This is a genomic window from Schaalia suimastitidis DSM 15538 (genome assembly GCF_000429105.1).
Taxonomy (GTDB): domain Bacteria; phylum Actinomycetota; class Actinomycetes; order Actinomycetales; family Actinomycetaceae; genus Pauljensenia; species Pauljensenia suimastitidis.
Genome location: NZ_KE386848.1, coordinates 514,462 through 539,259 on the forward strand (window position 1 = coordinate 514,462; position 24,798 = coordinate 539,259).

General features: G+C 56.4%; 23 protein-coding genes and 1 riboswitch. Of the genes, 8 read left to right on the forward strand and 15 right to left on the reverse strand.

Going from position 1 to position 24,798, the window contains the following annotated elements:
- The first annotated feature begins 62 nt into the window (after positions 1-62).
- From pepN to G438_RS0109200, 7 genes are all read left to right on the forward strand, one after another.
- On the forward strand, positions 63-2,636 hold the full coding sequence (gene pepN, locus G438_RS0109170) for an aminopeptidase N (protein ID WP_026461055.1): 2,574 nt from the start codon (positions 63-65) through the stop codon (positions 2,634-2,636).
- Positions 2,633-3,475 (forward strand): DUF881 domain-containing protein, encoded by an 843-nt coding sequence (locus G438_RS0109175; RefSeq protein ID WP_026461056.1) that lies wholly within the window; start codon positions 2,633-2,635, stop codon positions 3,473-3,475. Before pepN ends, G438_RS0109175 begins: the two co-directional genes overlap by 4 nt.
- 1 nt (position 3,476) lies before the next feature.
- Entirely contained in the window at positions 3,477-3,809 is a 333-nt protein-coding gene (locus G438_RS0109180; RefSeq protein WP_026461057.1) for a small basic family protein, read from the forward strand.
- Position 3,810: 1 nt separating this feature from the next.
- Entirely contained in the window at positions 3,811-4,560 is a 750-nt protein-coding gene (locus G438_RS0109185) for a DUF881 domain-containing protein (protein WP_026461058.1), read from the forward strand.
- 87 nt (positions 4,561-4,647) lie between these two features.
- Positions 4,648-5,079 (forward strand): FHA domain-containing protein, encoded by a 432-nt coding sequence (locus G438_RS0109190; RefSeq protein ID WP_026461059.1) that lies wholly within the window; start codon positions 4,648-4,650, stop codon positions 5,077-5,079.
- Positions 5,076-5,825 carry a transcriptional regulator FtsR gene (gene ftsR, locus G438_RS0109195; RefSeq protein ID WP_026461060.1) on the forward strand — a complete coding sequence of 250 codons (750 nt, stop codon included), beginning with the start codon at positions 5,076-5,078 and terminating at the stop codon, positions 5,823-5,825. The genes G438_RS0109190 and ftsR overlap by 4 nt, the downstream gene beginning before the upstream one ends.
- A gap of 115 nt (positions 5,826-5,940) precedes the next feature.
- Complete coding sequence (locus G438_RS0109200; RefSeq protein ID WP_276201444.1) at positions 5,941-6,498, forward strand: MerR family transcriptional regulator; 558 nt, start codon at positions 5,941-5,943, stop codon at positions 6,496-6,498.
- Here G438_RS0109200 and G438_RS0109205 read toward each other — a convergent pair.
- Both G438_RS0109205 and G438_RS0109210 read right to left on the reverse strand, forming a co-directional pair.
- Positions 6,495-8,012 carry an Hsp70 family protein gene (locus G438_RS0109205; RefSeq protein ID WP_026461062.1) on the reverse strand — a complete coding sequence of 506 codons (1,518 nt, stop codon included), beginning with the start codon at positions 8,010-8,012 and terminating at the stop codon, positions 6,495-6,497. The two genes, G438_RS0109200 and G438_RS0109205, sit on opposite strands and share 4 nt — an antisense overlap.
- A gap of 137 nt (positions 8,013-8,149) precedes the next feature.
- On the reverse strand, positions 8,150-8,947 hold the full coding sequence (locus G438_RS0109210) for a phosphatase PAP2 family protein (RefSeq protein ID WP_051259463.1): 798 nt from the start codon (positions 8,945-8,947) through the stop codon (positions 8,150-8,152).
- 111 nt (positions 8,948-9,058) lie between these two features.
- Between G438_RS0109210 and G438_RS0109215 the strand changes: the two genes are divergently transcribed.
- Positions 9,059-9,424 carry an RNA polymerase-binding protein RbpA gene (locus G438_RS0109215; protein ID WP_026461064.1) on the forward strand — a complete coding sequence of 122 codons (366 nt, stop codon included), beginning with the start codon at positions 9,059-9,061 and terminating at the stop codon, positions 9,422-9,424.
- Here the strand turns inward: G438_RS0109215 and lnt are convergent.
- The 13 genes from lnt to G438_RS0109280 form a co-directional block, all read right to left on the reverse strand.
- On the reverse strand, positions 9,357-10,970 hold the full coding sequence (lnt, locus tag G438_RS11650) for an apolipoprotein N-acyltransferase (RefSeq protein ID WP_051259464.1): 1,614 nt from the start codon (positions 10,968-10,970) through the stop codon (positions 9,357-9,359). The two genes, G438_RS0109215 and lnt, sit on opposite strands and share 68 nt — an antisense overlap.
- Positions 10,955-13,720, reverse strand: a complete 2,766-nt coding sequence (locus tag G438_RS0109225; protein ID WP_026461065.1) for a DEAD/DEAH box helicase — start codon at positions 13,718-13,720, stop codon at positions 10,955-10,957. Before G438_RS0109225 ends, lnt begins: the two co-directional genes overlap by 16 nt.
- On the reverse strand, positions 13,717-14,655 hold the full coding sequence (locus tag G438_RS12115; protein WP_051259465.1) for a helix-turn-helix transcriptional regulator: 939 nt from the start codon (positions 14,653-14,655) through the stop codon (positions 13,717-13,719). The genes G438_RS0109225 and G438_RS12115 overlap by 4 nt, the downstream gene beginning before the upstream one ends.
- A complete protein-coding gene (locus G438_RS0109235) occupies positions 14,648-15,568 on the reverse strand; it encodes a helix-turn-helix transcriptional regulator (protein WP_026461066.1) in 921 nt (306 codons plus the stop codon). The genes G438_RS12115 and G438_RS0109235 overlap by 8 nt, the downstream gene beginning before the upstream one ends.
- Before the next feature lie 95 nt (positions 15,569-15,663).
- A complete protein-coding gene (gene hisG / locus G438_RS0109240; RefSeq protein WP_026461067.1) occupies positions 15,664-16,509 on the reverse strand; it encodes an ATP phosphoribosyltransferase in 846 nt (281 codons plus the stop codon).
- A 22-nt stretch (positions 16,510-16,531) separates the two neighbouring features.
- Complete coding sequence (locus G438_RS0109245) at positions 16,532-16,795, reverse strand: phosphoribosyl-ATP diphosphatase (RefSeq protein WP_026461068.1); 264 nt, start codon at positions 16,793-16,795, stop codon at positions 16,532-16,534.
- Between the two features lie 213 nt (positions 16,796-17,008).
- Positions 17,009-18,028 (reverse strand): ABC transporter substrate-binding protein, encoded by a 1,020-nt coding sequence (locus tag G438_RS0109250; protein ID WP_026461069.1) that lies wholly within the window; start codon positions 18,026-18,028, stop codon positions 17,009-17,011.
- Complete coding sequence (locus G438_RS0109255; RefSeq protein WP_026461070.1) at positions 18,025-18,816, reverse strand: ABC transporter permease; 792 nt, start codon at positions 18,814-18,816, stop codon at positions 18,025-18,027. Before G438_RS0109255 ends, G438_RS0109250 begins: the two co-directional genes overlap by 4 nt.
- A 69-nt stretch (positions 18,817-18,885) precedes the next feature.
- Positions 18,886-19,008: riboswitch (FMN riboswitch) on the reverse strand.
- Positions 19,009-19,122: 114 nt separating this feature from the next.
- Positions 19,123-19,785 carry a ribulose-phosphate 3-epimerase gene (gene rpe / locus G438_RS0109260; RefSeq protein ID WP_026461071.1) on the reverse strand — a complete coding sequence of 221 codons (663 nt, stop codon included), beginning with the start codon at positions 19,783-19,785 and terminating at the stop codon, positions 19,123-19,125.
- 55 nt (positions 19,786-19,840) lie between these two features.
- Positions 19,841-21,277 (reverse strand): transcription antitermination factor NusB, encoded by a 1,437-nt coding sequence (locus tag G438_RS0109265; RefSeq protein ID WP_026461072.1) that lies wholly within the window; start codon positions 21,275-21,277, stop codon positions 19,841-19,843.
- A complete protein-coding gene (gene fmt / locus G438_RS0109270) occupies positions 21,277-22,215 on the reverse strand; it encodes a methionyl-tRNA formyltransferase (RefSeq protein WP_026461073.1) in 939 nt (312 codons plus the stop codon). Before fmt ends, G438_RS0109265 begins: the two co-directional genes overlap by 1 nt.
- Positions 22,216-22,239: 24 nt before the next feature.
- A complete protein-coding gene (locus tag G438_RS0109275; protein WP_026461074.1) occupies positions 22,240-24,189 on the reverse strand; it encodes a primosomal protein N' family DNA-binding protein in 1,950 nt (649 codons plus the stop codon).
- Between the two features lie 45 nt (positions 24,190-24,234).
- The gene (locus G438_RS0109280; protein ID WP_084403251.1) at positions 24,235-24,780 is read right to left on the reverse strand and encodes a vitamin K epoxide reductase family protein; all 546 of its coding nucleotides are present in this window, start codon (positions 24,778-24,780) and stop codon (positions 24,235-24,237) included.
- Positions 24,781-24,798: the final 18 nt, after the last annotated feature.

A 24,798-nucleotide genomic window follows, 5' to 3' on the forward strand; every position in this document is an offset into this window, starting at 1 on the left:
GCCCAAGACCCAACCGGTGGGTCACATAGCAGGTGCTGGACGAGGCTACTACGATGCAACCTATGAAGCCCCTTAGCCGTATCGAAGCCCAGGAACGTCGTCGTCATATTGAACTGGTTGCGATGGACGTTGCGGTGGATCTTCGAGGCGGCGCCGATAAACAGCACAGTCACTATCCGGTTACTTCAACACTGACGCTTGTCACATCTGCCCCCACAGTAGTGATTGATTGTGATGGAGTAGTGGAAAATGTCACGATTAATGATCAGGTGTGGCAGTGGCATCACGCCGATGAACGTCTCACCCTTTCACACCTGCCCCTTGACTGCACCCTCACCATCACAGTGAGCGCCCAATGCGCCTATTCACGTAGCGGTGAGGGACTCCACCGATACTTCGACCCCGAAGATCATCGCGTTTACCTGTACACACAATTCGAACCTGCTGACGCCCACCGCGCTTGGCCTTGTTTTGATCAACCCGATTTCAAGTGCCCGTGGACATTCCACGTGAGTGCACCCGCCGATTGGGTCGTGACCTCAAATGGCATTTGTCAAGACACGCAACGTCTTGACCAAGACTCGTTGTGCCACCATTTCGCACCGACGCCACCTTTATCGAGCTATATCACCGCAGTAGTTGCTGGCAACTATGCCATTGTCGATGGCGGCGTGTGGAACGGATGTGGAAGCGATGGCGTTCAGGTGTCAGTACCGTTGCGTCTGATGTGTCGCCAAGCATTGGCCCCTCATATGGACAGTGATGACATTTTCACTGTCACCAGGCAAGGCCTCGATTTTTTCCACCGTCACTACGGCACAACCTACCCGTGGGGCAGTTATGACCAGGTATTTGTCCCCGAATATAACCTTGGCGCGATGGAGAATCCTGGGTGCGTCACCTTCACCGAGACCTATTTATCGCGCGACACGCTCACTTACATTCAAAGGCAACGGCGTGCAAATACGATTCTTCACGAGATGTGCCATATGTGGTTTGGCGACTTAGTAACCCCCGCATGGTGGGACGACTTGTGGTTGAAAGAGTCCTTTGCTGATCACCAGGGAACCTACAGCGCTGCCGCTGTCACACAGTACACGGGGGAATGGGCATCATTCGCCATTAGTCGCAAAGCATGGGCCTACCAACAGGATCTACTGCCCACAACGCACCCCATCATCGCCGATATTCCCGACGTTGCAGCCGCGAAGAATGCCTTCGACGGCATTACTTACGCCAAAGGTGCTTCTGTGCTCAAGCAGCTTGTCGCATGGGTAGGGCACGAAGCGTTCTTCGCTGGGGCACGCCAATATTTTCAACGTTATGCCTATAGCGCCACTACAATGGACGATTTGCTCAACTGTTTGGAAGAAGCCTCGGGCCACGACCTTACTGAGTGGACGACACTGTGGTTACGTTCGACAAGCCCGTCGTTATTGCGTGCAGACATTGACGTGCAGCCCGATGGGGCAGTGTCGTCCTTCGTATTGCGACAAGAGGCTACCCCTGGTACCGCCCTCACAGTGCGGCCCCACTACCTTGTGGTGTCAACATGGGCACTACGTGACGGCGTTTTGCAGCGCACACATCGTATAGATACCCGACTGGACGGCACCTCGGTCGACCTTGATCCGCAGGGGATTTTCGCAACCGCCGGTGCCGCCGAAGACGCTGCTCTGATTGTTGTCAATGACGAAGATTTGACCTATGCCATCACGCGCCTTGATCAGGCGTCAATGCGTGTCGCATTGAGCCATATCAGTACCTGCCCGTCGGCTATCACTCGTGCCGTAGTGTGGTCCTCATTGTTTAACAGTGTGCGCGATGGAGAATTGGCGCCCCAAGAGTATATTCGCGCTGTCATGCGTCACTGCCCAACCGAAGACGACGAGGCGATTGCGAGTCGTCTCCTTGATACTGCCGCGCTTGCGCTACGACGCTATATTCCACGTCGGGATCAAAATGATCTTGCCGCTCAATGTCTTGATACTGCCGCTGAGCTTTGCACCCGCTTATCAGCTGCACGCAGCGACGTCTGGCGAGAGTGGCTGCATTTCTACATTAAAGCCGCGCAGTGCTTGACGGCATCAGTCTTTTCTGAGGATCACAATATCGTTGACCTCTCTAGCGGGCACTGGCGCGGCGTCGAGGTACCTCAAGCCGTCGCATGGGGGGCACGGGCAGCACGAGCCGCCTACGGACTCGTTGGCAGCGATGCCCTGACAAAGTGGCTCGACAGTGATTTCTCAGCTGAAAACAAGCGTTTTTATCGCACTGCCCTGTGCGCATTGCCAAGTGAGTCACGCAGTGAACACTGGAGGACCGCATTGGGACATACGCTGTCAAATGATGATCTTTCAGCGTCGTTGCGCGGGTATTTTTCTTCAACAGCCTCGGGTAGGCAAGATGTGATTGCTTTCTTTGATGCTGTCACCACCTACTGGGACACCCATTCTATTGGGATGGGTATTCGCTTCGTGAATGGCGCATTCCCCACCGACCCAGAGTTGTATGCGCCCGAGGAAGTACAAGCATGGCTTGATGCGCACCAGGAACTTGCTGCGCCACTGCAACGGCTACTTGTTGAACACCACGATGAATTGCAGCGCACAGCACGTATTAGGCAAGTGTCATGAACGACCGGTCAGTACCCTCAACAGCCGCAACAACGCCTGGAGACAACGATCCTGCTGCGTCAATGTCCCTTATCACGCAGATCCTGTTTAATCCGCTTGACGCTGGGTACCAGGAAGGTGCACCGCCACCGCCCTCAGTTGCTGCGCGCGTAGCGTATAAAATCCTTGTGGCCGTGCTCGCCGTCATCCTTGGTGTTGGCTCGATGGCTGCCATCACTGCGCTGAAAGAGCCCCAGCGCACCGATGTTGCTGATGATCTTCGGCAACGTGCCCTTGAAGAACAGCAGCTCGTCACGGATCTTGAAACCGAGGTGCAAGACCTTGGGCAGCAGGTCGCTTCGTATGCGCAATCTGCCAGCACGTCGGTCGCCGCCGATCCCGCATTGTCGCTGCTCACCGCTTCAAGTGCCGTCAGGGGGCCCGGGATCGTTGTCACGATTGCCGATGCGTCGCAGGCAAAAACGGGTCTGCCAGGTTCTGGTGCGGTACGTGACCAAGATTTACGTATGGTGGTCAATGCGCTGTGGTCAGCTGGCGCTGAAGCCATTAGTGTCAATGGGCACCGCATCGCACCAGGGACCTTTATTCGAACAGCAGGCAACTCGATCCTGGTCAATATCACGCCAATCGCTTCGCCGTATGAGGTCACTGCGATAGGTGATGCCAATGCCATGCAAACGGCGTTGTTGCGTGGCTCCACCGGTGACTATTTGTCGAGTGCCCAGTCGCTTATCGGCATTTCGCTGACAACTTCGAAACGTTCTGAGGTAAGAATGGATGCAATGGATCTGCGCGTCATCCGTTACGCGCAGCCTGTCACCACAGGCGAAGGGAAATGAGATGATCGCCGTACTTGGCTTAATATGTGGCCTGATCCTCGGTTATTTCATTGACCCTACTGTGCCAGTATGGATGCAGCCCTTCCTTCCTGTTGCGGTTGTAGCCGGACTCGATGCCCTCTTTGGTGCTGCTCGTGCGTGGCTTGAAGGTAAATTTCAAGACCGCGTCTTCGTGACGTCATTTTTTTGGAATGTTGTCGTTGCTTGCCTTTTGGTTCTATTGGGTACACAGCTTGGGGTCGGCTCAGCGATGACGACCGCCGTCGTCGTCGTCCTTGGGATCCGTATCTTCTCCAATACTGCATCCATTCGACGCTTACTGCTCAAGGCGTGAGATGAACGAAAAAACATCCGATATGCAGGCTCAGGTACCTGAGGCACCATCGTGGCGTAAATTAAGGGACGCAATCTTAGCGACGCCTCGTGCTCTACATGTCCTTTTGCTTGTTATCTGCTTTTCTTTGGGCGTGGCACTTGTTACCCAAGTGAAAGCGCAGCGCCTCGATCCACTTGAAACCCTCGATCAAGAAGACCTTGTGGTCTTGCTTAACGAATTGGATGCTCGTGAACAGGTTTTGCGACAAGAACGCAATGACCTGCAAGGTCAATTGACCGCTTTACAAAATGCGGCATCCGAACAGGAAGCAGCAGCCGAAGCAGCTCGGGCCGCTACGGAAGTGGCTCAGATCTTGTCGGGTGCGGTGCCTGTCCACGGCGAAGGTGTGTTACTGATCGCCACCGATCCCACACGATCGTTGACCGCAACGCAATTTGTGATGACTCTTGGTGAATTGCGTAATGCTGGTGCTGAAGCCATCGAACTCAACGGATTACGCGTCACGATGCGTTCGTCCTTCGTGTCGAATGATTCAGGGATTTACCTCGATGGGACGCTGATCAGTTCCCCATACCGGTGGAATATTATTGGACCTGCGCAAACTATTGCTACCGCTTTAGAAATACAAGCCGGGTCGGCGGCACAGATGCGCGCAAAGAACGCAACCGTTGATGTCATCATCAAAGATGACATTCACATCACCTCGGTGGCCCCTGAGTTTCAGCATCAGTGGGCAACGATTGAATAATTGACGACATATTGATGTGTCCGTGCCTCAGCGGCGCAGCCGTTGACGCACTACAATGGCACAGTCAGACATGCTCGGGAGGAACAGATGGAACACACTCAGGAATTCGACCCCACCTTGACCTCTGTCTTCGGTGCACCTTTAGTTGATGACTTTGTTGGTGACCTTCCTCCTTTGTCGCCGCGTGATCGCGACGCAGTTGCAGCCCTCCCCGCCGGGTCAGCGCTCCTCATTGTGTTAAGAGGGCCCAATACTGGCGCGCGTTTCCTGCTGGATACACAGACAACTAATGCGGGCCGTTCCCCGAAGTCTGACATTTTCCTTGATGACGTCACTGTTTCACGCAAGCACTGCCAGTTCCTTCCTCATGAGGGACGCCATATGGTGCGTGATTCGGGTTCCCTCAACGGCACCTATGTCAACCGCGAACGTGTTGACAGCTACGTGTTGAGCGCTGGTGACGAAGTCCAGATTGGCAAATACCGCCTCACATATCATCCTTCTCCCGCACAGGCATGAGCGCATCACCCGTTCATCATCTTGCAACAGCCGATATTCAACCGTGGCCGCGAGGCGTCTCGCGTGATCCGGCCCTGACTATCGGTCAGGTTGTTGACACTTTAAAAAAGGAATTCCCGGCAATTAGTCTGTCGAAAATTCGCTATCTAGAGGACCAACAACTGGTGTCGCCGCATCGTTCGGGTGCTGGCTACCGCAAGTATTCCGCTGCCGACGTTGAACGATTGCGGTACATCTTGTCGCGTCAACGTGACTCTTTCACTCCGCTAAGGGTCATTGGCGACGAATTGCGTGCGCTGGATGCAGGGCACACGGTGGAGCCTCGTCCGACTGCACGCATTGTCGCCTCGGAAGGCCATGTTGTCTCCACCGGTAATAGACCGGCGATACCGGCAACTGATCTGGCGGATTTAACTGGCGCTGATATCGAGGACCTCAGGCGCTACACGCGCTTAGGCTTGATCACACCTGATTTAAGTGGCTATTTTCCTGCACGGTGCGTCCAGGTGGTGCAGATCCTTATTTCCTTAGAGGGGCAGGGGATCGACCCACGTATTTTACGTTCGGTACGTAACGGTGCTGAGCGCAGCGCTGACCTTATTGATCAAACACTGTCATCGCAACGGTCGCGGTCACGGGCGGCCGATAAGGAACGTGCCGCCGCTCGTTGCGTTGAACTTGGCGAGGCTTTGGCTGATTTACATCGGGAAATGCTTCGGGTTTCGCTGTCTCAACTCAATAGCTAAACCTTGAAGTTCAACTTGAGGTTGAGGCGCGCCGCGCCGGTGGTTGACGTTGGCCCGTTAACGGCATAGCGTACTAAGCGTATTGCTTATCCCGTTTTGCACTAGAGGAGACGCTGTGAACAGCACATCAGGGTCTGGTCTGGCTCACGCGCGCCAAGGACTCCTTTTTGGCGACACCTTAGCAGACCAAGATGACGACCTTGGGTATCGCGGTCCTGTCGCCTGTGCTGCTGCTGGCATCACATATCGTCAGTTGGATTACTGGGCACGAACGGGTTTGTTGCAGCCCTCTGTGCGCGCGGCCCGCGGTTCAGGCTCACAACGTCTGTACTCGTTCAAAGATATCCTTGTGCTAAAAATTGTGAAGAAACTGCTGGATACGGGTGTTTCACTTCAGCAGGTTCGCACTGCAGTCAGTCAACTTCAAGATAGGGGAGTGGAGGACCTAGCCTCAATCACCCTCATGAGTGATGGTGCATCGGTATATGAATGCACATCCACCGATGAAGTCATTGACCTTCTCCAAGGCGGACAAGGTGTCTTCGGTATCGCAGTGGGTCGCGTGTGGCGCGAAGTTGAAGGCTCACTTGCCGATATTCCCGTAGAGCAAGCCGAGGCACCTATTATTGATGACCTTGCTCAACGGCGACGCCTCAAGCGTTCAATTTCTTAATGCGGGTGTCCCAGACCTTGTCGTACCGAGTAGCCCGTGTCAAGGTCCACGATTTCAACATCAATTATCCCGTTAGTATCCACCCTATACCGCTCTTGTACCCGCGGCCCGTCGAAGGTTCGTTCAACAGCGATCACCGATAGGTCGATCGTGCCGTGCTGCAGGTGAGGATCAAAGGGCATCCGCAATTCGCCGTAGGGGAGTACGTCGCCAGATGGAACCCCCGCCTCGTCTGTGCGCGAATATTCGACGAAACGGAACCAGCCAACATTGTGCGCTGCTTTGTAGGTGCGCGTAAAGGTCATTGTGCCATCCAGATTCAGGCGCATATCGGGTGTCAATAGCCTGTCGAAGGTTACCTGAGCGCCCGCTTCACCTTCGCGGAATACGCCAACGCCTCGGGCAAGCGTGTCGCGCAAGGTGAATGCGGCGTCTGGATCTGCCGCAATTGCCAGACCGATGGCGGTGGACGTCGAGCCATGCGGTGAACGATGGACACGCCGACCAAAACGCGTCCGCAGGAGGCGTGAGACCAACGGAAGTTCCGCGCCTCCGCCAACGACATAGAGCCCTGCAATATCAGCGCCGAGCTGAGCGTCACCATCAGCGTCGGTATGAAGCAGCGGAAGCATTGTCGTGAAGGTTTCCTCCACCAAGCAGGTGGCTGCGTCGTAGAACTGGGCAACGGGCACACTAATGGCTTTACCTTGCACTTCCAAGGTGAGAAACCGTGTCTGCGCATTCAGGGATTCTTTGGCGATGCGACATTGTTCCACGAGCTCTGCCCAACCCGCGTCACCAAGTTGTGCAGCGGCGATACCTGCGACTTGCAAGGTGACATGGGCAAGGACGAGGTCGAAGTCGTCGCCTCCAAGCATATTGTGGCCACGAGAGGCCTGTACCTCGTGGGAGGTGCCGCGCGCATGTACGAGCGAGGCGTCGAACGTGCCACCACCTAGGTCATATACCAGCACCGAGGTCCGCTTCGAGTTGAGTGTGCCGCCATGTCGGTGCGTGTATTCGAAACCTGCAGCGGATGGTTCGTTGATCATCGAATGAACGTGCCATCCTGCATTGCGGAAAGCTTCAAGGGTGAGGAAACGCTGCCCGGAATGCGCGTGTGCGGGGATACCGATAACGGCTTCCAGGGGGCCCTTACCTAACTCGCTTGTCGCTGACGAGGCGTAGCGCAAGGTATCGGCAACATGCGCGAGATAACGGGTCACCAAGTCCAGCAGCCCAATATCGCGCCGAGCGAGACGTATTGTCGTCTGTTCGGTGACCTGCGGATCAGAAAGAAGGCGTTTAAAAGAGCGAAGGGCTGGCGCGCCCTGCGCTGCCAAGGCTTGTGCTTGGAAGCCAAAAACCAAATGGTCGCCATCGAGGGCAGCAATCGAGGGGATGTAGTCATGGATATCCCCTTGATGGTCTTCGAATGAAACCACCGGATAATTGCCGCGATCGCATGATGCAATGGTCGTGCGAGATGTCCCGAAGTCAACGCCAAATCTCATGTGACCAGCCTAGCGGCACGTGATGCGTTTTGGTCAGGATCGGACGTTGTAGTCAAAATTGTGTGTGACGCGCTATGGATGAAGCCCAGCCGCGGTGTGCGGCAATGCGTAGGCAGCCACAGCAGGCATGGATGGACTCAATGTGATGTCTGGCGAAGGCTGCGGCGACGGGGGAGAGGCCTGACATAACGCGCAATAAGGATGGCGACACCAAAGCCAATCAGGCAGTAAAGTGCACCGAATATGGCGTCGAGGATGTAGTGGTTGGCCGTTGCCATAATCGCCAAAACGGTAAAGATTGGGTAAAGACTCAAGATAATGCGCTGCCACCAGCGGCGATAAACAAATGCTCCCAAACTTAATGCCACCCATAGTGACCAACCGGTATGCATAGAAGGCATAGCGCCATAGGCATTTGCAAAATCTGACATAAAACTGGCATATACCGTTCCACCTGAATTTGCGTGCGCCACAGTGTCAACAAATGGTGAACCGTCCAACAGGCGAGGCGGCGCCACAGGGAACGCCCAATAGGTAATGGCGGCACCACCGGTCATCACAAACAAGGCATTGCGACTGAGAGCATAATGATTGGCGTTTCGGTGCCATAACACCACGAGAGCGGCAACCGTGCCAACAAAGAAAGAGATTGTGTAGAACAGCGTCACAATATCGGCAAGCATTTCAGATTGACGCATCAGCCAACGGTTGAGGTCAATTTCGTAGGTCCACCCATATGCGCGCTGAAGGTGATAGATGGCCCAGCCATTTGCCTTAGCTAAGGCGGGGCGAACAGGAGCCATTGCACACAAGACGAGGTAGGTAATACATGCCATTGCAACGAGTGCAATCTCGTAGGTGCCGCGCCAGCGCAGTGCGATAGAGGAGTATCGCTGCATTGATGACGCACTGCCCATAACAACCCTTTCTGACATAATATTCATTATCGGCATTTAAGGTTCAGGTATTGCACAAACAGGAGACTATGTGCACAATACGCTAGAATATACAGGTTCATGCCTGAAGGACAGCACTAGGAGGAAACCGTGGCAGATCGCGCACTTCGAGGGATGCAAATCGGCGCTAAATCGATGGAATCCGAAGATGGCGTTGTCTTCGCTGACCGCTATATCGTGCGCTACGCCTGCGCCAACGGTCACGAATTCGAAGTCACCCTGTCCACCGAAGCCACCGCGCCAGCAACATGGGAATGTCGCTGCGGAATCACCGCTGAGCTCCTTGGCGATACTGTTGAAGATGACGAACCCAAGGTCATTAAGCCGGTACGTACCCACTGGGATATGCTGCGCGAACGCCGCAGCCTAGAAGAACTCGACGAAGTGCTTAACGAGCAGCTCGCTTTGCTGCGCGAGGGCCGCCTGCGCCCCGAAGGCGCTTACCGTAAAGGCTAAAAACCAGACCGCTTACCGCATATATGCCACCTACAACCAGGGCACCTAAATGCCAGTAGGTGGCATATTTCGTCACCGGTGTCATGCTGGTACGTAAAGGCAAAATGCCCTGAAGGTGCGCAGCAGTCATCCTGCCACTGACTGACTGAATAGATCCGTCAGGGCGAATAAGCATCGACTCACCAGTCGTTGAGGCTTGTATTGCTGCCCGAGAAAATGCCGCCGCACGGAAACGCAGCATCTGGGCTTGTTGTGCGGGCTCAGCAGTGCGCGCGAAATGGTAGTTATTTGTTGGAATAACGAGGATTTGGCCACCTTGACGCACACCTTCAGCCAGAAGCGTCTCGTAGGCCACTTCAAAACAAATACCGACAGACATCGGCACTACACGACCATCATTAAGTCGGGCCTCCAGGTACGCAGGATTGTCAACAGCTACCAGGTCAACACTGATTTGAGCAGCCTCGGTCGCAAGGGCCGACACCAGGCCACGCCAAGGAATGTATTCACCGAAGGGCACAGGTATCTGCTTCCCATAAAGCACATCCGACAAGCCTGTATGCGGATACCACATACCAATCCAATTCCACCGCTGGTCGTCACGATACTCAGGTAGACCCACCAACGTCGGCACGCCTACTGCATCGACAGTGGCGCTGACCTGCTCACGCACAACCGCGTTGACCCGAGGGTCACGATCCAAGGAATTTTCGCCCCAGATTATCAGATCAAGACCACTCCCCTGCTCACCAAACTGACGATGTTCAGATACATGATTTGCTGTTACTTTACCTTCGATGCTGTAGGTCGCTGCACCAGGTAATTCAATATTTCCTTGGACGACGCCAACACCGAGCGTTCCGCTTTCTGGCAGTTTCGGCAGGGACATCGTCGATGCCACAACGAATACTGTCACAACCGCACCACATGCCCACAGGCGCACCAAAACACCATGATACTGTGGCGCCAACGCGAAGCCTCGGCGCAACAATACTGCCACTGCCACCACTGTGAAAGACACCAACACTTCCCCACCCAGCGGAGCAAATGTCACCAGCGGGCTGTCCACCTGCGGATATGCAAGGTTGCCCCACGGAAACCCAGACCAGGGCCAAGAAGAACGCAGCTGCTCAACACCGACCCACACGCTGGCCACACCGAGCACTTGGCCTAACAAAGTCTTTCCAAAAGGCAGGAAACGGATACGTGACGCAAAAAATGCCCACAGCGCATACGCAATGATTTGCGTTGTTGCTAAAGCCACCCACGGGAGCCATCCGCCTGTGGCAGGTAAGACCCACGTAATATGCGGAAGCCAAAAAGCTGCGCCAAAAAAGGTTCCAATAAGTAACGCGCGCCCACTGGTGGCATTCTCCAGACGCGAAAACACCAAAGCAAGTGCCACAAAAGACAAGAACCACAGTCCAACATCAGGAAATGATGCCCACAGCAATGCGCCCGATATGGAAGCCACAGCACTATCGCCCAGCCAACGCCGCTTCTTGCCACCTGCACGACGAGCTTTGTCTTTCACAGTGCTGACCATGACACCACCCCATGAGCTAATGCGTCGCGCGCCTCACGCGCACGCTGAGCCAACGCCTCGTCTCCCACATGTCGTAACTGGTCAAGAAGATCCATGACTTGACGCATCCATCGCACAAAATCGCCGCCCGCCAGATCACATTCACTCAGCGCAGTCGTCAACGATGCTCCACGAGCCCACGCGGCGGTCGCGGCCATAATGCCACCATCCACGCAGGGAGTCATATGTGCGACCCCTACCTCAGCCTCAACCTTCGCGATACGCTCATGGGCTCCGCAGGCCTCACGCCATGCCTGACGCAGCGGTCCTTCAATCCTTGAAGGAACCTGTGCGGACTCCCCCGCTTCGCCTCGTGACTCATATACGAAACACGAAACCGCGCCCGCTAGCTGAGCCGCATCAAGGCCACGCAGAGCACCGCCGCGCAGTGCCTCGACGATCACAAGGTCTCTTTCGCCAAAGACGTGGGTCAAAGCACGCCCAGCATCAGTGACCTGATCGCCACTGAGAAAAGCCAAACGGTCCAGAACGTCACAGACCTTATCGAATTCTTTAGCCACCGAATTCGTACGCCCGTCAATGGCGGCAAGCAACCTATCCGCCTCCCGTTTCGCACGCGCCCACCCATGCCCAGCACGTGCGTGGCTTTCGCGTTCTGGACAGCGATGGACTGGATGAGCACGCAAACGTTGTTCAAGTTCTTCCGTGGCGCTAGACGGCAATATCGTGTCACCACTGCCCTGCACCTCAAGACTCCCCGTACGCACAAGGTGTGACAATTCGTTTCCAATTGCGGCGCGAACCGAGGCTCGGCGAAGGTTTTGCGGCGTCGGCACCGTCATGCGTCCCACTACGCCAATCCACTGCATGGCGTTATGTGCGCCAATATGGTGCCATTTTCCGTCAGTGCCCAGGGCGCGCACACCCACAGCGTTATGCCCTGCTCCCGTCGCGGTCTCACAGACCACGGCATGAAGGACTCGTCTGCCTTTGCGGTAACGCACAATATCGCCGCGTCGGCACCGATGAAGGTCCTTCACGGCGCGGTCTCGGTCGATCTGCGTACGCGCTTTGGCCTGTTCCTTTTGAAGGCGCGCAATTTCTTCCCGCAAAGCGAAGTATTCCTGCGCATCTCCAGCATCGCAATGCAGTTCCTGCGCGAGCAGATCCACCTGCTGTTGTGCTCGACGTGCCTGTCGCGCCAATGTGACAACAGCACCATCGGCCTGAAACTGTGCGAAAGACGTTTCCAAAACTTCACGCGTTGCTGCCCGTGTGGCGTGGGTCAGCAGATTTGCCACCATATTGTAGGTGGGCCTAAAAGCACTGATCAGCGGGTAGGTGCGTTTTGAAGCCAAGGCCGCAAGTTCTTCGGGGGCAACCTGGCCGCGATGGAGCACCACTGCATGTCCTTCGGTGTCAATACCTCGTCGACCTGCACGGCCAGAAAGCTGAGTGTACTCCCCCGCTGACAGCATCACATGCTGCGCACCATTCCACTTGAAAAGAGACTCAATGACCACAGTGCGTGCTGGCATATTAATACCTAACGCAAGGGTTTCCGTTGCAAAAACGACCTTTACGAGGCCACGGGTGAAGAGCCGCTCAACGGTTTCCTTAATCAGCGGCAACAGCCCCGCATGGTGCGCTGCCACACCGGCTTCAAGGGCACGCGCCCACGCTCCAAGTCCAAGCGCCGCATGATCTCTTACGTCGATACTGGCCATCACCTCGTCAATGGCAATGCGGATCTGCGCCGCCTCGCGCCTATCAGTGAGTACTAAGCCACCTGCCATCACCTGCCTCACCGCGTCCTCACATCCTTGACGGGAGAAGATAAAGACGATCGCAGGCAGTAGGTCGCGCCCTCTTAACGCTGCAAGGACACCTAAACGCGTCTCCCGCACACCGCCAGCTTTTGTTCCACGGGGCCGACCAACAGGTGAAGTCGCCGACAGCAGTTGCGGGTTGATACGAGCTGAGGGACCGTGACCTTTTCGGCTCGGCGCGTATACGTCAAGGAGACGATCGCCCACCATCATGTGTTGGAATAACGGCACGGGCCGGTCTTCTGAGAGGATCACCGAGCAGGAACCCCGCACCTCATTAAGCCAGGCACCAAATTCTTCAGCATTGGAAACCGTCGCCGACAGCGCCACAATGTTGACATGGTCGGGAGCGTGGATAATCACTTCTTCCCACACAGGTCCCCGCATCCGGTCCGCCAGGTAGTGGACTTCGTCAAGGATGACGTGGCTCAGGTCGCTGAGATCTGCATTGGCGTAGATCATATTGCGCAATACTTCAGTGGTCATCACCACGATGGGAGCGCCAGGATTGACCGACACATCCCCCGTCAACAGGCCCACGGTATGTTCACCAAATATTTTTTGCAGATCAAAGTACTTTTGATTCGATAGTGCCTTAATCGGCGTCGTATAGAAAGCACGTTTACCTGCCTGTAGCGCCAGGTAGGTAGCAAATTCACCGACAACAGTTTTTCCAGCACCAGTTGGAGCCGCAACAAGTACGGTGTTGCCGGACTCTAAGGCATCCATTGCCTCCACTTGGAAGGTATCTGGCTGATATGGCAGACGCGCCGTCCACTGGTGACGTAGGGATGCCTCTTCGGCTTGCGCGGATTTGAAGGCAGCAAAACGTTGGGAGGGACTTAACAACTCCATGTCCTGGGTGCGCGGTGGTTCCGCGCTCGATGCGGTGGCTCTGCGGCGACGCCGGGCAGGGCTCATGGGTACTCGTGTCCTCCAATACTGGTCCATACGTCAAGCGCCTGATCCGCTTTTTCGCGGATTCGGTCGCGGACGTCAGGCGGAATATCAATGATATGCGCACTAATATCAATGAGCAGCGCATCCACCCATTCTTGGTCCCACACGGGGATCGACACCGTCATCGTCTGTGCCGTTTCGCTGTGCACCTCAAGTCGATAATCATCCACGATCCACTGCGCACCTTTTTTGAGTGTCACTAGTAGCTGACGCGTATCGTCCTGCTGCGCGACTTCACCGTGCGCCTGGACAGTATGGTCGATTGCTTCGGGCAGCAACTCTACGCTATCGATGCGGTCGACAGCGAAAGAACGTTGCGCGTTGGCTGTGTGGCACCAACCCGTGAGGTACCACATTCGACCGCGCGGTGACAGTGTCCACGGGTCAATATGCCGGTGACTGTGGCGTCCCTTCACGTCGCGATAGGTCATCGCAATACGGTGTGCTCCTTCGATAGCCTCCCGCAGTGTCGGTAGATGCCGCACCCCCGCATGTGACGACACGGTCAGCGTTTGTGCTGTGTCGTGCGGGTAGATGGCCAAGGCGATCCGGATAATGCGGTCGCGCAACGTAGGATCAAGGGCCTCGGAAATCGCTGTCAGGCCCACAATTATGGCGAGAGCCTGATCGGATGTGAACTGTGGGGGAAGCTCTAATCCCATGGTGCTGCGGATATACAGCGCGTCATCTGCGTAGTAGCGCTCCCAATCGATTTCGAAGGAAGCACCAGGTAAAGAGTCACCAACGCTGGCCAAATACTCGATATCACGGCGAATTTGTCGTTGTGTGCGTCCAAATTGCTGAGCCAGCGCGTCAACACGTGCCCCCTGATGCGCGCCCAGCCATGTCACCATCGACAATAGACGCACCACTGCACTGCCCACATATTCAGGCATGGGGCACCTCCGTTGCCGAGCGTAAACGGTCAAGGATTTGCGCACGCAACAACGCGGGTTCGATGACGACAACGCTGCTGGCCTTACGCAGTATCCGCGTCATCCACGTGCCGTACTCACCGGCGTGTCCTTGATAGTAATGCCACCCATCAGGTGCTTCACGAGGCGCCGCCACGCGTTGCGTATAGGCGGCAAGGTAGGCGGCCGCATCGTGTCGAATAAGAAGTAGCGGAGCAACCGTCAACGCGTCGAAAGGATCGGGCAGCCCCTCCGGCATTGGTGCTGCATCGGCGCTGTCGCCAAGATATTCAACTGCCGAGGTCACCCGCGAAAGCCGGAAAAGACGCTGGTCGTAGCGGTCCAGATCGAAACCCCACAGATAGAGCCGACCAAAGCGAATGATGAGGCGCCACGGTTCAACAGCGCGCTCTGCACTGCCTGAAAGGCTGCTATAGGTGAAGGCGACAACGCGGCGTTGCATAATTGCCTGGGCGAGGTCGGCAACGACGTCGGCCCCTTCCAGGTCAAGATTAAAGGGCATCGTGTGGCGTGTAAGTGGTGAGGAGGTGGTGGCCGCAAGCTTGGGCGTAATGAGGCTGAGGTCATTACCTTGCCAGGCGTGAGCCGCCATGTTGATCAGTGCTTTATCTGTATCGTCGAGGCTGTCCATTCCATGCGGGAATGAAGCCTCAGCAATCCGGTAGCGGTGCGATGCGCCAATCACCTCTAAGGTGGCACCAATGGTACGCAAGGTATCTTTGTCGCGTTCAAATTGTGCCTCAAAATTATGTTCGTCAAGGTCACGATAACCTGGCAGGGCCGCCAATTCGGACTTCGTTTTGCCGCGCCTAGTGCCAAGGAGCGCGAAAAACAGGTCAAGGACCCGCTGATTACTTGAAACGGCAGCACTCACACAGACATCCTAGGGCTGACTGCAACAAAAAGGCGCGGTGTATGACAACACGTCGGGTTTTTTCAGGCGGCTTATGGGATGGCCGTGCCGCTGCCTTAGAGACGGGATGCGGCAAGCTGGGTGACAATAATGCCCCTTGCACCCATGTCGTGAAGCTCATCCATCACTTGATTCACGCCCTTGGCTGGTACCATCGCACGCACCGCAATCCATTGTGTATTTACTAATGGGCTGATTGTTGGCGAGCCAAATCCAGGCGTGATGGCGATCGTCGCTTCTAAATCGACCTCACGAACGTTGTAGTCAACCAGCACATATGCCCGGGCTACCTGAACGCCTTCCAGACGCCGATCGAGGATGGCAATACGCGGGTCGTCACGCAATTCTTCACGGGTAATCAAGACGGCCTCTGACGACAGGATCGGTTCACCGAATACGTCAAGGCCGGCGGCCTTCAACGTTGACCCTGTTTCGACGACATCTGCGATGAGATCAGCAACGCCTAGACGCACAGATGATTCCACGGCACCGTCGAGGTGCACAACCTCGGCTTCAATATCACGCTGAGCAAGGTAGTTGCGGACAAGGTTGTCGTAGGATGCAGCAACGCGTTTACCTTCGATCTGCCTGATGTCGCTCATCGTGCCGCTGGGAGCAGCAAAACGGAATGTGGAACGCCCGAAACCAAGGCTGCGGTGTTCAACGGCATGTGTTTCAGAGTCGAGGAGCAGATCACGCCCCGTAATGCCCACATGTATAGACCCACGGCCCACATACACTGCAATATCGCGCGGACGCAAGAAGAAGAGTTCGACGCTATTAGCAGCGTCAGTGAGTACAAGTTCGCGTCCGCGACGCCGCGTTTTATAACCGGCTTCGGCAAGCAGGGCAATCGCAGGTTCCGATAGTGAACCTTTATTGGGTACTGCGATACGCAGCATGTCAGTATTCATTCGTGTTCTTTCAGAGCTTTGAGTAGACGTCATCAAGGGTGAGGCCACGGGCAATCATCATCACTTGCGCGTGGTACAGGAGCTGTGAGATCTCCAATGCCAGGTCGTCATCCGATTCATAGCGGGCAGCGATCCACACTTCCCCGGCTTCTTCCGCGATTTTTTTACCAATGTAATGGATACCCCGGTCAAGTTCGTCAACCGTGCTGGACCCGGCTGGGCGGGTGCGGGCTTTATCTGATAGTTCGGCAAAAAGTTCCTCAAATCTACTCACCTACCCAGCCTAACCCTCTTTGCCTTGTGACAGTGAAAGCCAACCAGTAGGCGGAATCACGCCCTTGCATTAGCGTGATCCTGTCGGCGATCAGCGTGCATGTCACTGCGCGCCACACGCAGTCGTGCTGTCTCTCAAGCGATATCCCACGGAGTCTGCCAACGGTGCATGTGCAATCGCGTGGCGACCGTCCCAAAGCCGCCTGTACCTCGATTAGCTGACGTAGTCATTCGACATCGCGGCACCAAGGTCAGCGGGTGTCGAAAGCACGTTGGGTACCGTGAGGAAAAATGCCGCCATCTGCGCCCATTTGCGTTCATCTTGCCGCATAGATACCGTGCCGTCACTGTTCTGCCACAAGGTAATGGTGGCGTTAAGTACTGCACGCGCCGTGTCAACTGCCTCACCGCTGAGGGTCGGATCAAGCGTTTGCGTGGCAGTGATAGCCACTTCAGGATCGGCAATAACGGCATTGATACCGTCCGTCGTCCCTTTTATCACGCTGCGCAGCGTATCTGGGTGTTCCTGTGCGAAAGTGCGTGTTGTCACCAGTGAAGCTGATACCAGTGGCAGTTGTTCAGGGTCGGGGTTGAGTGCACGAACCTCCTGTCCTGAGGCTTGGATCTGTACGAGGTCATTATTGGAAAAACCGACGACAACATCGACTTGGCCACCTGCTAATGCAGCCTGTTGGGTGTATCCAATTGATACCACCTCAACGTCGTCGCGGGTAAGTCCCTCATTGGCCAGGACCGCTAATAGCGCGTACCAGTTAGAGCCGTATTCGCCGGGCACACCTATGCGACGACCTTTAAGGTCGGAAAGGCTCGCAATGTCAGACTCCGTCGGCACAATGAAGGTCACCGGGTGGCTCGCATAATAGGTTGCGACCGATACCAGGTCCATTCCAGCCTCGCGTGCCTGGAGGACCTCGTCGCCTGATGCCAAAACAATATCTTCTTCGCCCGACACTAACGCCGTAAACAGGCCTTCATCTGAGCCGTGGTGGCGCACAGTGACCTCGGTACCAGCAGCTGCGTACAGCCCCTGCTCATTGGCAACATAGACTGGAGAAAACTGGACATTAGGGATATAGGTCAACCCAAGGGTGACACCGTCAGTGGCGTTACCTGTTGTCGTACCCGTCTCTTGTGACGAGGCGGTGCAGGCGGTGAGGCCGAAGAGTGCTGCGACTCCAAGGGCTGTGAAACGGCGTATACGTGACGTTATCATCGGCTTTTCCTTTGCTGTGGTGAAATGTCGCGGCGCTGGCGACGTTCAATGCGATACACAGCGACGTAGGCCAACGTCGCCATGGTGGCGAGGATGAAGATTGTCACGAATAGGGAGGAGGTATCGACGTTATTGCGTGCCTGAACCAACACCTGGCCAAGGCCCGAACCGCCCATTACCATTTCGCCCACCACCGCACCTGTGACCGAAAGCGTAAAGCCGTTGCGTAGACCCGCAAGGATTGAGGGGGCGGCAAGTGGCATCTCTATGCGTCTAATCATGGTCCACCCCGAGGCGCCGTCCAGTTCGGCCGCCTCGCGCACCTCTGGATCAAGGTGACGCAACCCCACTACGGTGGAGACAAGGATGGGGAAAAAGACCATCAATGCGCATAGCATTGCAATCGCCCACGTTCCATATCCAATCCAAAGGACAAGGAGCGGCGCGATAGCGATCGCAGGTAATGCCTGCGTGGCACCAAGAAAAGGTTCCACGGCGGCAGACAGTACAGCATTGCGGTAGATGAGCCAGCTCAGCGGCAATGCAAGGCTCGCACCGATGGCGCTTCCTAGGAGCGCTTCAAGGGCCGTGATGCCGATACGTTGCCACATCCACGTGTGGCTGAGCATGTCGATTGCTTGCGCTGCGACCTGCCCAGGTCCGGGCAGTCGCCATTCTTCGATGCCGGAAAAAGCGGTGATTACCCACCACAGGCCGATGAGGCATGCAAGAAAAACCACAGGCGCTACATAGGTCACCTGAGGCTTGAGTGGTGTCTTGCGCGCCACGACGGTTGTCCTCTCCGGCATCCGGGGCGCTAAACAACGGTAGACCTGCCCATAGACACAGGTCACCCGTTATTGCTCCTCCCATCCGGACTTTCACCGTCGGTGCCGGAATTTCACCGGCTCAACCGCTTGTTTGAGCGGGTCGCGGACTTTCACCGCCGGTTCGGACTTACACCGACCCCGGAGCACTCCCCCATTGTGCCACGGCGGCGAGAAGGAGGAAAGTTGAATACCACGGAGGTGATATGCGTGCGTCGTGACTACGCCGGTATCTACCGATAGTTGTCAGCGACAAATCTGCGTGCGTTAATGGCAGTGATGCGCTGCAAGTTCCCGCAATAATTCAACTTCGTCCCAGGCATTATCGGCGGTGAAGACCGCTGAGCCAGCCACGAAGTTATCTGCACCAGCCTCAGCTGCCATTTCGATCGTGGCACGCGAAATGCCGCCGTCAACCTGAATGGTCACTGGCAGGTTCGCGCTGCGGATCGCTTCGCGTGTACGGCGCACTTTCGGCATCATTGAGTCGATAAATGACTGCCCGCCAAAGCCTGGTTCCACTGTCATAATGAGGATCATGTCGAATTCGTGGAGGATATCCACAAAAGGAGCAATATCCGTAGCGGGACGCAACGCTAAACCCGCACGTGCGCCAAGACGGTGAAGTTCACGCGCTAAACGCAGCGGCGCCGTCACAGCTTCAGCGTGGAAGGTCACGGATTCACACCCCGCCTCTGCGTATTGTGGTGCCCACCGGTCAGGATCTTCAATCATCAGGTGTGCGTCAACTGGGAGGATCCCGGATTTGACGACCGCTTCTACAACCGGGAGTCCCCACGATAGGTTGGGAACGAAGTGGTTATCCATCACGTCCACGTGGGCGATATCGGCGTTGCCGATCCGTTCCAATTCACCGCGGAGGTTACCAATATCGCAGTTGAGAATTGACGGTGAAATAATTGCGCTCATAGGTCAAGGTTACCGGTTTACTGTGTACCAATGCGGGTCGTTCGCCCCGTGGCACTTAGCGTTTACGCATCGCAGCGATATACATCAGGTCACTGCCATGACGATGCTGCCACAGTTGTATGCCGATCCCGCTTTCACCGATACCCTCTAAAGGCTCAGGTGCGACGCGACAGGCCACAGCAGCCGTATCCAGTAATTCGACGGCGCCACCATCAAGGAGTATGCGCACTTGATCGATAGTTTCCGCGACGTGTGGTGAGCAGGTGACATAGGTGAGGCAGCCACCTGGTCGTAGAAGCTGCACGGCACGGGCTAATAGTTCTTTCTGCAATATCAGCAATGCTTCAAGGTCCGCTTCGCTGCGTCGCCAGCGCGATTCTGGGCGTCGACGCATAGACCCCATGCCACTGCAGGGGGCGTCAACAAGGATACGGTCAAATGATTCCAACGGCCATTTGGTACCAACACCCCCAAGGGTGCGCCCATCGCCACAGATAACATCGACATTGTCCAGTACGCGGCAGCTACGTTCGACGAGGCGGGCGCGATGTGGGTGCACCTCGTTGGCTAGGATGGTGGCGCCTCGTATCGCACCAATCGCGCCGAGTAACGCTGTTTTTCCGCCTGGTCCTGCGCAAAGATCCAGCCACGCGTTGTCTTTACCGTCCACTGGTGCCTCAGCTGCGATAATGGCGGCCAGTTGACTCCCTTCATCCTGCGCACCTGCATACCCGCTGCGTATCGACGGCAGGCGCGCGGGGTCGCCAGATTCAATGAGCACCGCGTAGTCGCTTAACGCGCCAGGTGCCACGCGCGTACCAAGGTAGTCTTCAGCTTCGTCGGCAAGTTCTTCAGGTGTCATCAGGCCAGGACGTGCCACCAGGGTCACCAGCGGCGCCTCATTGTCGGCGGCCAACAGCTCCTCAATTTCGTCGCCCGCCTTGGAGTGTGCGCGAAGAGCCTGGTCAAATGCGGCCACCATCCACTGTGGGTGGGAATATTGGATGGCGAGGCGTTCTTCAGGAACTTCAATCGCTGCAATAGCTTCGTCTCTGACCTGTGGATCTTCGCGGGTGATCGAGCGAAGGACAGCATTGCAAAATTTTGCTGGGCCGTCGGTGGTCACTTCGCGTGCAAGGTCAACAGTGGTCGCTACCGCAGCGTGCTGAGGTACGCGCATAAAAAGTAGCTGGTAGCTGCCCATCCGCAGCAAGGTGGCCACACGTGGATCCACGTCGGCTAGTTGCCGCGCCATATGCCGACCAAGCACCCAGTCAAGGTAGCCGCTCCAGCGCAGCGTACCGTATACCAGTTCCGAGGCGAAGGCGGCGTCACGCTGATCCAGCCGTGCCTCTCGTAGGGCCTGAGGTAAGGCAATATTGGCAAATGCGCCGTCAACATTGACCTGATGAAGGACCTCGTAGGCGAGCTGGCGTGCAGGGTCAACATTTTGGCGGCGCCGATACCCGTCGGCGTATCGTTTGGTCGACATTAGGCCTCCTTTGCGCGCCCAAGGGCGAAATCAGCGGTGGGACGTGCGCCTCGAGCCCAGGCTGCGCCGTCCATCCACCCTTTACCAGCCGGCGCGACCGTATCCAAACGTAGGCAGGTGTCGCTGCACCCAACCTCCACGCTATTTTTCGTCACCACGAGACGACCTGGGCCCAGCGAAGTGGAACTGGTAGGCGTCACCTGCGCGATCTTCATGCGGCGGCCATCAGGCAGCAGTGTCCACGCACCAGGATTGGGCGTGACCGATCGGATAATGCGTTCTGTTGTTGCAGCATCGGCAGCAAAATCGACGAAACCATCAGCGTGAGTGAGCATTCGGGCAACGGTCACGCCCTGTGATGTTTGTGGCACAGCGATTGCCGTCCCGTTTTCGATGGTATTGACTACCTCAAGGAGCTGCTCTGCCCCACTGTTAGCCATAGATTCCAACAATTCGCCCGCGTTTTGGTCGGCGATATCCACCGTGACGCGTGAATACACGTCTCCGGTATCAAGGGTTTCTTCGAGTTGGAAGACACAGCTCGCAGTTGTCGTATCGCCAGCACGAATTGCCCACTGAACTGGCGCGGCCCCACGCCACCTGGGCAAATCAGAAAAATGCAGGTTAATCCACCCGTGGCGCGGCATGTCAAGAACTGCGGCAGGTACGAGGCCGCCGTAGGCAACGACAACACCGAGATCAGCGTGGAGCGCGTGCACATACTGTGCGACATCATCGCCTTTCAGGGAGGCCGCTTCCATTACATTCAGCCCCAATTCGGTGGCGCATTGAGCTACCGGAGACGGGTGCATTCCTCTGCCTCTGCCGCTGCGTGCAGGAGGACGAGTGATCACAGCACAGACGTCATGCGGTGAATTGACGAGGCGCTGCAACGTGGGAACAGCAGCATGGGGGGTTCCAGCAAAGATAATACGCACGATCTTAAGTCTATCGGTGTGTAGCTAGAAGAGTTCCGGTGGATTCACCGTGATTTTCACCAGCGTGAGTTTACGGGCGGCGCGGCGCTGCTGAATAGCTTTTAGTCGAGCGAGTCCTGCAGCAGCCTCATCTTTAGAAAAACGGATGAGGCTACGCACACCGGTGTCGTCACGGTTAACGGTACCCAGTAATTCGCCGTGCGCTTCAGTGACGACGGCGAGGACATCAGCATTCGCACCGTCGATGGCGACGATCGTTGCAGCAGGAAAATACTGCAGGCTTTCGCGTTCGTCCAACGCCCGCTGCGCAAAACCGGTATAGTCACCGCGGATCAGCGTTTGCGCAAGGACTGAATCGACGCCCCCAGCAATGAGGGCTGGCGCTTGCGGGCGGGCGAGGGACAGGGCGTGTGCCCAGCGGCGGACGGCCTCTTCAGGTGCCCATAACTCGCTTCGACCTGCAATAGCTGGCGCATCCAAAATTACTACTGCCGCATAACCGTCCGTCGCTTGCGGTTCGGCGCCAGGCGTCGCCACGACCAGACGTGGACGTGCGTCAATGGTTCGTGTGATCTCATGGCTGGCGGAGGAGACCGAAAGCGGAACACCGGGGAATGCTTTGCCCAGCTCTTCACCTGTGCGTTGTGAACCCACACGAATGTGGACCCACTGGCTGGAGTGACATTGAGGGCAACGCCATGCGTCGGCACTGCGGGCACACCACGTGCATACCGCGCATGATGCGCTGGTGAGCGTCAGTGGCCCTGTGCAATGCGGGCAGCGTACGCCTTGGCGACACCGTTGGCACACAAGCGCCCCAACGTATCCGGCAAAAGGTACGTGTACCAGTACCGGCCCGTGAGCGAGGCCAGCTTTGATGGTGCGTGTCACCAGCGGCGACAGACGTAGGTGTGCAGCAGGACCTTCCCGTTCAATATCGGCATAGTCCTGAACACGCACGCGGGCATTGAGGGCGCGGCGTGTCGCAAGATCAGATTCGACCTGGTGTGCCCAGCCTGAACGGATGAGTGCCTGTGCACGGGTTGAACGGCTCCACGCCCCTACAACGAGGGCACATCCTTGTGTGTGTGAGCGTGTCACGGCCACCTCAAGTGCATCCGTGCAAGGATGACGTCGCTCACGCAAGTGATCGTCAGCGTCATCCCACACGATGATGAGTCCCAGTTGCGGGACTTGACACCACACGCTTGAACGCGTCCCCACGAGTACATGGAAGTCTCCGCGCTTTGCCCGCAGATAGGTGGCGTAACGTTCAGCCGGTGAGAGTTGGCCAGTGTACAGCGCAACGGCACTGAAGTGGTCTGCGATCACTGCATGTAGTGCTTCAGCATCGCGCTGCGTGGGGGTAACAACGATGGCGCGCCGCCCAGAGGCAATAGTGGCACCAATCAAGGCCACCAACTGTGCATCACGTCGTGGCCGCAGTGCAGTCCACACCGCACGGGGGTTACCTGCATTGTGTAGATGCGCCGCCAAGGCATCGCCCCCAGGAAAACCGTGCCAGACATCCGCATTAAATGGTTGCGGCTCAGGTAGGGCCGTTGCGTGCTGGGCATACACGTCCTTTTCTGCAGCGACATGTATGGCGGGCACGGCAATACTCAGTGTTTGTGACAGCGTTGCCACATGTTTGTCTGCAATAATGCGGGCCACGCGAAGTAACGCATCAGTAAGCACCGGTATACGTGTGGTCACTCTGAGCAGTGGCTGTAGTCGCGACACCGATGGCACCTGGCGCGCGCGTTCAACGATCCACCCATTACTTCGGCGCCCGCCCACTGTGACGGTGACTCCCGCTCCAACGACCGCCTGGTCAAGGAGATCATCGGGTACGTAGTAATCAAGCGGATGGTCAAGATGAGGCAGATCTGTTAACACGATGACGCGCGCAACCTCAACCTCAGCAGCACCCGGAGGTGTCATGCCAGGAAGCGTGTCTTGCGCATTCGTCATAGCTCTATTGGAACACGCATCACCAATATCTGCGTCACGTGAGGCTTAGCCAAAGAGGTCCATACCATAGCGGGCGACAACCATCGCTGCAATGCCGAAGATCACCAGGCCGGTAATTGCCCAGTCCGCGCCACTACGCACCACGCTGCGCACCGCCTCGGGAGCGGGAATAACGCCGGATCGAATATTGATACGCGTCAGTCCCGCCCACACCAAGGTTGTCGTGATTGTGACGAGGAGACACCACGGACACAGGACATGCAGTACAAAATACGACTGGCTAAAAAGCCATAGGGCAAAAGCCAGACCAATCGTGTAAAGCGCTTGGACACACAGCATGTACCATCGAGGGAAGCGAACAGAGCCGATAAGGGCAAATGACACGGCCAGCACCACGGTTTCGAAGAGGATACCAAGGAAGGCATTGGGGAAACCGAGCAGTGTTGCCTGCCACGACCGTGCCACCGCTGAGCATGACAGCACTGAGGATACGTCGCAGTTAAATGAGGCATTCGCGTCCCCAGCAAGTATCCACGCCTCTATCGACAGGACGAATGAGGCGTATAGGCCAATCAGACCAGAGATGGCCATTTCGATGGCAGTACGCCG

What these genes read in the sequence shown, in the direction of transcription:
- pepN (WP_026461055.1), top strand. Translation starts at nt 63, where the DNA reads ATGAAGCCCCTTAGCCGTATCGAAGCCCAGGAACGTCGTCGTCATATT.
- G438_RS0109175 (WP_026461056.1), top strand. Translation starts at nt 2,633, where the DNA reads ATGAACGACCGGTCAGTACCCTCAACAGCCGCAACAACGCCTGGAGAC.
- G438_RS0109180 (WP_026461057.1), top strand. Translation starts at nt 3,477, where the DNA reads ATGATCGCCGTACTTGGCTTAATATGTGGCCTGATCCTCGGTTATTTC.
- G438_RS0109185 (WP_026461058.1), top strand. Translation starts at nt 3,811, where the DNA reads ATGAACGAAAAAACATCCGATATGCAGGCTCAGGTACCTGAGGCACCA.
- G438_RS0109190 (WP_026461059.1), top strand. Translation starts at nt 4,648, where the DNA reads ATGGAACACACTCAGGAATTCGACCCCACCTTGACCTCTGTCTTCGGT.
- ftsR (WP_026461060.1), top strand. Translation starts at nt 5,076, where the DNA reads ATGAGCGCATCACCCGTTCATCATCTTGCAACAGCCGATATTCAACCG.
- G438_RS0109205 (WP_026461062.1), bottom strand. Translation starts at nt 8,012, where the DNA reads ATGAGATTTGGCGTTGACTTCGGGACATCTCGCACGACCATTGCATCA.
- G438_RS0109210 (WP_051259463.1), bottom strand. Translation starts at nt 8,947, where the DNA reads ATGTCAGAAAGGGTTGTTATGGGCAGTGCGTCATCAATGCAGCGATAC.
- lnt (WP_051259464.1), bottom strand. Translation starts at nt 10,970, where the DNA reads ATGGTCAGCACTGTGAAAGACAAAGCTCGTCGTGCAGGTGGCAAGAAG.
- G438_RS0109225 (WP_026461065.1), bottom strand. Translation starts at nt 13,720, where the DNA reads ATGAGCCCTGCCCGGCGTCGCCGCAGAGCCACCGCATCGAGCGCGGAA.
- G438_RS12115 (WP_051259465.1), bottom strand. Translation starts at nt 14,655, where the DNA reads ATGCCTGAATATGTGGGCAGTGCAGTGGTGCGTCTATTGTCGATGGTG.
- hisG (WP_026461067.1), bottom strand. Translation starts at nt 16,509, where the DNA reads ATGCTGCGTATCGCAGTACCCAATAAAGGTTCACTATCGGAACCTGCG.
- G438_RS0109250 (WP_026461069.1), bottom strand. Translation starts at nt 18,028, where the DNA reads ATGATAACGTCACGTATACGCCGTTTCACAGCCCTTGGAGTCGCAGCA.
- rpe (WP_026461071.1), bottom strand. Translation starts at nt 19,785, where the DNA reads ATGAGCGCAATTATTTCACCGTCAATTCTCAACTGCGATATTGGTAAC.
- G438_RS0109265 (WP_026461072.1), bottom strand. Translation starts at nt 21,277, where the DNA reads ATGTCGACCAAACGATACGCCGACGGGTATCGGCGCCGCCAAAATGTT.
- G438_RS0109275 (WP_026461074.1), bottom strand. Translation starts at nt 24,189, where the DNA reads ATGACGAATGCGCAAGACACGCTTCCTGGCATGACACCTCCGGGTGCT.
- G438_RS0109280 (WP_084403251.1), bottom strand. Translation starts at nt 24,780, where the DNA reads ATGGCCATCTCTGGTCTGATTGGCCTATACGCCTCATTCGTCCTGTCG.